Annotated in this window: 9 protein-coding genes and 1 pseudogene; 8 read left to right on the forward strand and 2 right to left on the reverse strand. The window is 33.9% G+C overall.

Annotated elements, in window-relative coordinates; translation table 11 throughout:
- Positions 1-36 precede the first annotated feature (36 nt).
- Positions 37-249 (forward strand): YneF family protein, encoded by a 213-nt coding sequence (locus ACEN4N_RS04050; RefSeq protein ID WP_138403917.1) that lies wholly within the window; start codon positions 37-39, stop codon positions 247-249.
- Positions 250-366: 117 nt separating this feature from the next.
- Here the strand turns inward: ACEN4N_RS04050 and ACEN4N_RS04055 are convergent, their stop codons facing one another.
- Positions 367-1353 carry an Abi family protein gene (locus ACEN4N_RS04055; protein ID WP_407089948.1) on the reverse strand — a complete coding sequence of 329 codons (987 nt, stop codon included), beginning with the start codon at positions 1351-1353 and terminating at the stop codon, positions 367-369.
- Between the two features lie 470 nt (positions 1354-1823).
- On the opposite strand from ACEN4N_RS04055, the gene ACEN4N_RS04060 reads away from it, so the two are divergent.
- Together ACEN4N_RS04060 and ACEN4N_RS04065 are read left to right on the forward strand one after the other, a co-directional pair.
- Entirely contained in the window at positions 1824-3578 is a 1755-nt protein-coding gene (locus tag ACEN4N_RS04060) for an ABC transporter ATP-binding protein (protein WP_407093737.1), read from the forward strand.
- A 2-nt stretch (positions 3579-3580) separates the two neighbouring features.
- Positions 3581-5368, forward strand: coding sequence for an ABC transporter ATP-binding protein (locus ACEN4N_RS04065; protein WP_407090896.1), 1788 nt, complete (start codon positions 3581-3583; stop codon positions 5366-5368).
- A gap of 55 nt (positions 5369-5423) precedes the next feature.
- Here ACEN4N_RS04065 and ACEN4N_RS04070 read toward each other — a convergent pair whose 3' ends face one another.
- Positions 5424-6050, reverse strand: a complete 627-nt coding sequence (locus ACEN4N_RS04070) for a lysophospholipid acyltransferase family protein (RefSeq protein WP_407090895.1) — start codon at positions 6048-6050, stop codon at positions 5424-5426.
- Positions 6051-6120: 70 nt separating this feature from the next.
- Here ACEN4N_RS04070 and ACEN4N_RS04075 point away from each other — a divergent pair, with 70 nt between their 5' ends.
- The 5 genes and pseudogenes from ACEN4N_RS04075 (at position 6121) to ACEN4N_RS04095 (ending at position 10586) form a co-directional block, all read left to right on the forward strand.
- Positions 6121-6897 carry a glutaminyl-peptide cyclotransferase gene (locus tag ACEN4N_RS04075; protein WP_407090894.1) on the forward strand — a complete coding sequence of 259 codons (777 nt, stop codon included), beginning with the start codon at positions 6121-6123 and terminating at the stop codon, positions 6895-6897.
- 15 nt (positions 6898-6912) lie between these two features.
- On the forward strand, positions 6913-8058 hold the full coding sequence (tgt, locus tag ACEN4N_RS04080; RefSeq protein WP_407090893.1) for a tRNA guanosine(34) transglycosylase Tgt: 1146 nt from the start codon (positions 6913-6915) through the stop codon (positions 8056-8058).
- 71 nt (positions 8059-8129) lie between these two features.
- Positions 8130-8501, forward strand: coding sequence for a preprotein translocase subunit YajC (yajC, locus tag ACEN4N_RS04085; protein WP_407090892.1), 372 nt, complete (start codon positions 8130-8132; stop codon positions 8499-8501).
- A 154-nt stretch (positions 8502-8655) separates the two neighbouring features.
- The gene (gene dinB / locus ACEN4N_RS04090) at positions 8656-9771 is read left to right on the forward strand and encodes a DNA polymerase IV (RefSeq protein ID WP_407090891.1); all 1116 of its coding nucleotides are present in this window, start codon (positions 8656-8658) and stop codon (positions 9769-9771) included.
- A gap of 12 nt (positions 9772-9783) precedes the next feature.
- Positions 9784-10586 (forward strand): annotated as a pseudogene (locus ACEN4N_RS04095) (ZIP family metal transporter).
- Positions 10587-10780: the final 194 nt, after the last annotated feature.

Here is a 10780-nt window from a genome sequence, read left to right on the forward strand (position 1 = left end):
TGTATTACATGAAGTTTAGAAGAGAGGTGTAGTTAAATGGCAACTTGGATATGGTTAGTTATCGTATTTATTGCATTAATTATTGGTTTTGTCGCTGGTTTCTTCCTATCAAGAAAGTATATGATGGATTACTTTAAGGAAAATCCACCGATCGACGAGAGAATGATTTCTCAAATGATGGCTCAAATGGGTCAAAAACCATCTAAAAAGAAAGTTCAACAAATTATGAACTCAATGAAACAGCGTTAATATAACGTTTGTAAAAATAATTATAAAAAGGGTTGATGACATTTATGTGTCATCAACCCTTTTTTCCTATGAAAAAAATTTAAAATTCAGAATACTAAAAGAGTATTAATGAATAAATTATTTGTTATTTTCATGCCAATCCTCTGGAAATCCCAAACTTTTTAGAATGACATTAATAGAAATAGAATTTAGTTTTTTATCCAAATTCTTAATTTGTTTTAGAAATGAATTATGTAAGTAAGCATATTCATTTCGACTAACAAAACATTGCAATATGATAAAAACGTTATATACATCATTTCTGAAACTATTTTTTGAGATATTGTAATTATCATGTAAATCATTGTAATACTTTATATCTGACTTACACTTAAAATCAATGAGTTTATTATTATGTGCGCATACATTTCTAATTTGTCTCATATTATCAAGAAAAGAAACCATAATTTCTGGAGTGAAGATACCATTTATAGCATTTCCATTTTCATGAACAAAAGATAGGCAATTCGTTGCTATTTGATTTTGCAAGGATGTAGGCAAGCAATAAAATAATGTGTTAATTTGTCCGAAATCCATAAAGTTTACGATAACCCATATTGGGACATCATTATAATTTTTTACATAATGTTTTATAGCATTATCCTTTTTTTGTCTGGATTTCTTTTTTATTAAATTACAAAGATTTGGAATTAACCAATCTAGTTTCGAATTTCTATTTTTTGTATAACTACTTAATTGTAAATAGGCGTATTTTATATTAGGATAATTTTCGGCAAAACGATGAGCAGTTATATATTTAATATGATCTTCTGCATGACCTAACGACTTCATCAGAGCATGCTTTATTGCTGTATCAAATCTGTGAAGATGTGTTATTTCATCGAAAGTAGCATTGTTTTTATAAATATTAGTTTCATTGTCCATAAAGTACTTACTGTAACCATTAATGATATTATAATAGTTGTTAGTCAGTAAAAATTGTTTTGCTCTTTTATAATCAGTAATTCTTAAATTCCTATTATGGACAATTATGAGTTGTTCATCCAATGTTTTAAATTGTTTAATAAAAAAAACCTCCATTCCTAAGAATGAAGGTTTCCGCATTGGACCCCGTAGAGTTACCAACACTATCTCTTGCTCCATTCTATTTTGTTTTTAGAATTTTGTCAACAAAAAAAGAATAATCAGTAATATTTTTCTTAATCTATTATATCAGTACAATTAGTTAAGCTCAATAGAAAATAAGAACAAACGTTCGTTTTATTCTTTGTCAATTCCATAGAAAATAAATATGCAATATCTGAAATTAATTAATTATTTTTTATAACCATTTCTGATTGATCATGCATGACAATTTTAAAAGTATTATAATACTAAGACTATTCTCATTAAATCGGGTGCAAAAGATTTGCTTCAGTAAATTGGCTATGGTAGTTTTATGCTACTAATAGCGGTTGTATCAAGGCTTTTTTAGTTAAAAGTTAAGTTTTTGAGATGAAATTGATAGCTTTATTTTGAGAGGCAAAGGGAATGACATGTCTCTCTTTTTTAAATTTTAGGATGGGGTGAATTGTATGGATATGTTTGGAAAACTGGGTTGGTTTTTTAAACAAGAAAGAAAAGCGTATATTTTTGGAATATCAATGTTAATTCTATTGAGTGTGATGACTGCGCTTGTGCCAATGATTATTGGTATCATCATAGATAATATGACTGCAGGTACAATTACAGGAAGTCAATTGGTTATGTGGAGTGTCATTCTGGTTGTTATTGCTATAGTTCAATATGCGATGCGTTACGTATGGCGTACGAAGATTTTTGGAACATCAGCTAAACTGGAAAAGATATTAAGAGCAAGATTGTTCACTCATTTTACACAAATGGATTCGATATTCTTTCAAAAATATCGTACTGGAGATTTGATGGCGAGAACGACAAATGACTTGAACTCGATTCGTATGGTTGCTGGGGGAGGAATTTTAACCTTAGTGGACTCTTTATCTCAAGGATTACTGACATTATTCATGATGTTTTTCTTTGTAGACTGGCGATTAACACTAGTGTCGATTATCCCTATACCTTTGTTAACGATTTTAATTCGTTTTGTCGGTCGTAAGCTTCACTATCACTCACGAAAATCTCAAGCAGCTTTTTCTTCGATGAACGATAAAGTTCAAGAGAGTGTTACGGGTATGAAAGTAATTAAAACGTTTGGTGAAGAAGAGTTAGATATTGAAGACTTTAAGAAAATGACGACAAACGTAGTTGATCGAAATCAAAAAGTTTATTTATTTGATGCTGCGTTTAGACCTGCAAGTCAACTAATTATGGGTGCATCTACGATTTTAGGTGTATTCTTTGGTGGTTTTCTAGTTTCACAAGGAGAAATTACTATTGGTTTATTAGTTGCTTTCATCAGTTATGTGACTCGTTTACAGTGGCCGATGATTGCGATCGGACGTTTGTTTAATATTTTAGAACGTGGTTCAGCAAGTTATGACCGTATTTTAGAAATTTTAAATGAAAAAAGTACGATTATTGAAGAACCGGATGCATTGAGTCAATCTATCTCAGGTGATATTCATATTGAAATAGATGAATTTGCTTATCCAGATGATGATGACGAGGCTTCCTTACGTGATATTGATATTCATATTAAACAAGGGAATACACTTGGAATCGTTGGTCGTACTGGATCTGGTAAGACGTCATTATTTAAGTTATTGTTACGTGATTATGACCAATTTAAAGGAGATATTACCTTCAATGGAATTTCGATTAAAGATTATCAATTAGATAGTTTATTAGCGAATATCGGTTACGTTCCTCAAGATAATTTCTTATTCTCAACGACTGTTCGTGATAATATCCGTTTTGCGAATATGGGTACTACTAATGAAGAAGTTGAAGAAATTGCTAAAGTGACAAGTGTTCATGAGGACATATTAGGCTTTAGTGAAGGCTATGATACATTAGTAGGTGAACGTGGAGTGGCTTTATCTGGAGGACAAAAACAACGTATTTCTATGGCGAGAGCGATGTTAATTAATCCAGAGTTATTGATATTGGATGATTCACTTTCTGCCGTAGACGCTAAAACTGAAGAAGCCATTCTAAATTCAATTAAAGAAACACGTGAAGACAAATCAACAATAATTTCTGCCCATCGTCTAAGTAGTGTGATGCATGCGGATGAGATTGTTGTGCTGGATGAAGGTCAAATTGTTGAGCGTGGAACACACGAGGAATTAATTAACAATAATGGTTGGTACCAAGAAATGTATGAACACCAACAATTAGAATTAAGTTCTGAAATGGAAGAGGTGTAATAATGGCAAGTAAAGTTCAACATGAATCAGCTTGGGCAAGAAAAATGTCCATGAGAGAGCAATTTACCGTAACGAAACGAATTTTTGCTTTCGCAAAACCATATTGGAAGACGTTCTTAGTTGCTATCTTATTTACATCAGTCACAGTAGCTGTTTCTGTTATTATGCCAAGAGTAATTCAAACATTTATTGATGATCATTTGACACATCTAGACGTTACTGTACAAATAGCGACAACATTTGCTTTAACTTATGGTTTCTTACTTCTATTACAAGGTGTATCGAATTATTTATCGACGTATTTATTCAATATGGCTGCTGAAAAGACAGTTGAAAACGTCCGAGATACAATATTTACTAAAATTAATACGTTAGGAATGCGATACTTTGACCAAACTCCAGGTGGATCGATCGTTTCTCGCGTAACAAACGATACAGAAACATTGAAAAACTTTTGGAATACATTCTATGCATTGTTTGAAGGGCTCGTAACGGTCATTTCAGTATTCATTGGGATGTATTTAATGAATCCAAGTATGGCAAAGTTATTCTTAATCTTTGTTCCAATTATGATAGGAATTATTTGGTATTATCAAAGTTATAGTTCACAGGTATATCGCTCAATGCGTGAGAATTTAAGTCGATTAAATACTAAAATTAATGAGTCTATTCTTGGGATGAATGTTATTCAACATTTCCGTCAAGAGAAACGAATTATTAGTGAATTTGATGAACAAAATGAAAAACATTTTGGCGCGCGCTATGAAATGGTAAAAATGAATGCACTCCTATTAATGAGTGTTATTAGTTTATTAGAAGGATTATCCTTAGCTTTAGTAATCTACTTCTTAGGTAGACAATACTTAAATGGTATATTAGAAGTAGGTGTGATTTATGCATTTGTTCAATATAGTTCACAATTCTTTAGACCAATGGGAATGATGATGGATAGTTTAAGTTTACTTCAAGATGGGGTAGTATCAAGTTCACGTATTCTGCGTGTACTGGATCATGAGGAATATGTGCCGGAACAAATTGTTCATGAAGATGCTAAAATCAAAGATGCAAAAATTGAATTTAAAAACTTAACATTCTCTTATGATGGAAATCAAAATGTATTAAACAACATTAGTTTCACTGTTAATCCAGGAGAAACGGTTGCGATTGTCGGACATACCGGAAGTGGTAAGAGTTCAATTATTAATGTCTTAATGCGATTTTATGAGTTTCAATCAGGAGATGTTTTAATTGACGGGCATAGTATTCGTGAGTTTCCTTATGAAGAATTAAGAAAAGATATCGGGTTAGTTCTTCAAGATTCTTTCTTATTCTATGGGGATGTGAATCGAAATATTCGTTTGTTAGACCATTCAATATCAGATCGAATAATTCGTGAAGCGGCACACTTTGTAAATGCTAACTTGTTTATTGAAAAACATTCAGATGGCTATGAGCACCGAGTTATTGAACGAGGAGCTAGTTATTCAAGTGGTGAAAAACAATTAATTTCATTCGCTAGAACGATGGCACGAGATCCAAAGATTTTAATACTTGATGAAGCGACAGCTAATATTGATACGGAAACAGAAGAGTATATTCAGGCAAGTTTAGCGAAGATGCGTCAAAACCGAACAACTATTGCGATTGCTCACCGATTAAGTACGATTAGAGATGCCAATCAAATTATTGTTCTTGATAAAGGTAACATTATCGAACAAGGGAATCATGATGAATTGATTGAGAAAAAAGGGACATACTATCAAATGTATCGACTACAGACTAAAAACTAAAAAAATAAGACATCTAGCTTCCTTCAAATTAGAAGGAAAGTTAGATGTCTTTTTATTAGTCTTTTTTACTTGGGATATATTCGTAATCAGGATCCAATTGTCTGTCTAATTTATCGAAAGCCTCTGCAATCGCAAGATCAATTTGTTTCAGTTCTTCTCGAGTATATTTTTTAGAATCATCGAAAGAAATAGGTTCGCCAATGGCTACTTTTGCTTTCTTACGGAAGAAAAATTCTTTCGCATTCATTGGGGGTTGCAAAGCAATTGGAACAATATCCTTCTTACTCAGCCTTTGGATAAAGGCAGTTCCACCTTTTACTTCAGTAGAGTAGCGTGAGCCTGTAGGGAAAATTCCTAGATGTTTATTCTCTTCGTTCATGACCTCAACACCACGACGAAGTGACATCGGTGATGGTTTTTCTCTTTTGACTGGGAAAACATTTAATTTCGGCAACAAATAGCGGAAGATTTTATTCTTAAATAAAGTATCTTTAGCCATGAAAGCAATCTCAGTTGGCTCAACAACCATTGCTAAGATAATTGGGTCTAACCAGTGACGGTGGGTTGATGCAATAATTGCGACATCCTTTGATAAATCTTCCTGGCCAACGACATAGGGTTTCCCATTAAAAATGTATACAATGTATTTGACTATAAATAATAAAAATGAATAGAGATTCATTACTAACGACCTTTCTATTAAAAAATATGATAAAATTACTATATTATCAGGTTGGGTTAAAGGAGTTTTTATGAAGAAAATCATTCACAAAATAACATTATTAATTTGCGTTCATTGTATTATACCAATAATTCCAGTGGCTTCTCAAGATGAATATGAACTTTTGTCAATTCATCCAAGCGATTCGACTGCGTTCACACAAGGCTTTGAATTAAATGAAGCAGGCGAATTACTGCTAGGAACAGGTTTGTACGGTGAATCAAAGATAGGTTATTTAGATTTAGACACAGGTCATTATGATGTCGTTGATCAATTAGATAAAGAATTGTTCGGGGAAGGTCTGACAGTTACTTCAGATGCAGTGTGGCAACTGACATGGCGTAGTGGCGTGACATTTAAAAGAGATAAAAAAACTTTAGAAATAATTGATACCGTAGATTATGAAGGCGAAGGCTGGGGATTAGCTTATGACGACCAAGAAGATGTCCTTTGGATGTCAGATGGAACGAGTGTCCTTGAACAAAGAGATCCTAGCACCTTTGAAGTGAATGATACAATTGATGTGACTTATAATGACCAATTAATAGAAGAAATCAATGAGTTGGAATTTGCTAACGGATATATTTATGCAAATGTATGGTATACTAATGAAATCATTGTCATCGATCCAAAAACGGGTATCATAACATATAAGTATGACCTGACTGAAGTTCTCGAAGATAATTTGACAGACCAAGAGTTGGATGAAATAGACTCTCTTAATGGAATTGCTCATATTGAAGGCAATCAGTTTTATATTACGGGGAAACTGTATCCGGTTATATTTAAGATTGAATTAAAGCAATAATAGAAAGGAAATATTATGACAGAACCAGCAATTAGATATGAATTAATTAAAGAAGAGAAAAATACAGGCGCGCGATTAGGCATTTTACATACACCTCATGGAAGTTTTGAAACACCCATTTATATGCCCGTTGGAACATTGGCAACGGTCAAAGGTTTATCACCGGAAGAATTAAAAGATATGGGTGCTGAAATTGTCTTAAGTAACACATATCATCTATGGTTAAGACCGGGAGAAGATATTGTTGAAGAGGCAGGGGGCTTACATAAGTTCATGAACTGGGACCGTGGAATCTTAACAGATTCTGGTGGTTTCCAAGTTTTCTCATTAAGTGATATGCGTAAAATTGAAGAAGTGGGCGTGCATTTTAGAAATCATATTAGTGGAGAGAAATTATTCTTAACACCTGAAAAAGCAATTCAAATCGAAAATGCTCTTGGAGCGGATATTATTATGAGCTTCGACGAATGTCCGGACTTCCATCACAGTTATGACTATGTTAAAAATTCGATTTACCGAACAACTCGTTGGGCTGAGCGTGGACTTAAAGCACATCAACGGCCAGAAGACCAAGCTTTATTCGGTATCGTTCAAGGTGCGGGTTATAAAGATTTACGTATTCAACACGCTAGAGATCTTGTATCACTTGATTTCCCTGGATATTCTATTGGTGGATTATCTGTAGGTGAAACAAAAGAGGAGATGAATAGTGTCTTAGATTACTTAACTCCAGAATTACCTAAAGATAAACCTCGTTACTTAATGGGAGTTGGCTCACCGGATGCTTTAATTGACGGTGTTATACGTGGAGTTGATATGTTTGACTGTGTTCTTGCAACACGTATCGCAAGAAACGGAACTTGTATGACAAGTAATGGACGTTTAGTAGTGAAAAACGCTCAGTATGCTCGCGATTTCAGACCGATTGATGAGAATTGTGATTGCTACACTTGCCGCAATTATACGCGTGCTTATGTAAGACATTTAATTAAGACAGATGAACTATTTGGCATGCGTTTAGCATCGATTCATAATGTTTACTTTTTGTTAGAATTAATGCGAAATGTTAGAAAAGCGATCATGGACGACCAATTACTTGAATTTAGAGAAGATTTCTTCGAAAAATACGGATATAACAAACCGAACGCAAAAAACTTCTAGATTGTGGCTAAATGTCTGAATTTTTGATACACTGTCTTTATGCTTAAAAAATGAAAGGATGACAAACGTTAATGGAATTTATTCTAAGTTTTATGCCGTTTATAGTTTTATTCGCAGTAATGTACTTTATGCTAATAAGACCACAAAAGAAACAGGCACAGAAAAAACAAGAGATGTTAAATGACATGAAACCAGGTGACGCAGTAGTGACTATCGGAGGACTTCATGGTGTAGTAGATGAAGTGAGCCAAAGTAGTCAAACAGTCGTACTTGATTGTGAAGGTGTATATTTAACATTTACATTAGGTGCTATTGCAACTGTTACTCAAGGTGGTAATATTGTAAATCGTCAAAACGAAATTGAAGTAGCGAACGATATTGCTCGCGAAGAAAACCAAGAAGACCTCGCTGAAGAAAGCGATGAAACTGAAAGCACTCTTTAATTTCAATAAAGCTCTAAGAATTCCTGTATAAGGGATTTCTTGGAGCATTTTTTTGTCAATAAATAATGTTATTTACAAATGTTACTTAAACAATAGAGATTGATTTTACGAACAAGTGTTTGTATAATATATACAATAAAGTGAGGTGAGTTGCGTGCAATATGGTATTTTATCTTTTGATGAAGTTGAACCCGATATATCAAGAAAAATTCTCCATGTCGACATGGATGCCTTTTATGCCAGTGTTGAAGTGAGAGATAATCCTAAATTAAAGAATAAGCCTGTTGTTATAGCAAAGCATCCCAAACTTACCGGCGGACGAGGGATTGTATCAACCTGTAATTACGAAGCAAGAAAGTATGGTATTCACTCTGCAATGTCTGCTCAAGAAGCCTATATGCGTTGTCCTAATGCTGTCTTTATCCAAGGAGATTTAAATTACTATCGTGAAATATCGATGCAAATTAGAGAAATATTTAATGAATATACTGATTTAATTGAGCCTGTATCTCTAGATGAGGCTTATTTGGATGTAACGAATAATAAAAAGAATATGAAGAGTGCGACAATCATGGCTATGGAGATAAAGGAGGAAGTTTACCGCCGAACGCGTTTAACTTGTTCTGTGGGGATTTCTTATAATAAATTCATCGCAAAAATTGCCTCAGACTATAATAAACCAAACGGAATTACCTTAGTTGAACCAAAAGATGCAGTTCAATTCTTAAAAGAATTAAGTATCGATAAATTTCATGGAGTAGGGAAGAAGTCACTCCCGAATTTCCATGATATGGGAATTTTCACTGGAGAAGATTTATATGAAAAGTCACTCGATGAATTAATTGATAACTTTGGTAAAATGGGCTATTCCTTATATTTTAAAGTGCGAGGCGTTCATAATACACCTGTGAATAATAAGCGCGAACGAAAATCAATTGGAAGAGAAAGAACCTTCTCAGTATTTCTTGAATTAGAGTCTGAAGTAGTAGATAATATAGTTAAATTGATACACAAGGTGGACAATCGACATCATATTTCTGATATGAGAGCACATACGATTACTGTGAAAATTCGATACGATAATTTCGAGACAATTACTCGACAAATGCAATCTATCGAATCGATTGAGTCTGTTGAAAAAAGTATAGAATTAGCTAAGGAAATTTGGGAAGAGCATGGACATCTTGACCGGACCATTCGATTATTAGGTGTGACTTTTTCAAATTTTGACCACCCTTTATATACATCAATTAAACTTGACTTAGACTAGGAGAATATATATATGGCATTATTTAGTAATACAATTTTTCAAGCATTAATTGCAGGAATATTTACTTGGCTTTGTACATTATTTGGCTCTTCATTTGTTTTTCTTTTTAAAGAAGTGAATGATCGCTTTTTGGCAATTATGCAAGGATTTGCAGCAGGAGTGATGATCGCAGCATCTTTTTGGTCGTTACTAGCACCTGCTTTAGAATATGCTGAATCTAGCTCATCATCGTTACCGTCTTGGTTACCCGTAGCAGTCGGCTTTGTGGTAGGAGGTTTATTTTTAAGACTCCTTGACTACACAGTTCCGCATACGCATTTATCTGAAGACCATGGAGACTCAGATAATAGAAAATTACCGAAGACGATGATGTTATTCTTAGCCGTAACCATACATAATATTCCAGAAGGACTTGCCTTAGGTGTTGCCTTCGCGGCAGCAGGCGTTGGTAATGCTGGAGCGACTTTAACTGGAGCCATTGCATTAGCTATTGGTATCGGTTTACAAAATATACCTGAAGGATCAGCCTTATCATTACCATTATATGCGGACGGAAGAACAAAACGAAAAGCATTTCAAATGGGACAGTTATCAGCGGTTGTTGAACCAGTTTCAGCTGTTATTGGGGCAGCAGCCGTTCTAGTTGTTCAAGAAATATTACCTTATGCACTTGCTTCGCAGCTGGAGCAATGATTTTTGTGGTTGTTGAGCAATTAATACCTGAATCACAATCCTCTAACCATACGGATGAAGCAACTTTAGCATTAATTGGTGGTTTTGTCCTAATGATGATATTAGATGTGGCCTTAGGTTAATAATTATTTTCAATCTGTAAATAAACTGTTATACTGTAAATATCAAATTACAGTATAACAGTTTTTTATGGTTCATGAATTTTTGATGTTGGTGGACCGAGGAGCCAGGTGACGCAGTCACCTTGGCTCTTTTTTTATTCCTATGTTTAAGTGTCTCTCTATGCAACGATAGTTTGTGTTGTGTTCTCATCTTT

It is taken from the genome of Ruoffia sp. FAM 20857 (assembly GCF_045528645.1).
Taxonomy (GTDB): Bacteria; Bacillota; Bacilli; order Lactobacillales; family Aerococcaceae; genus Ruoffia; species Ruoffia halotolerans.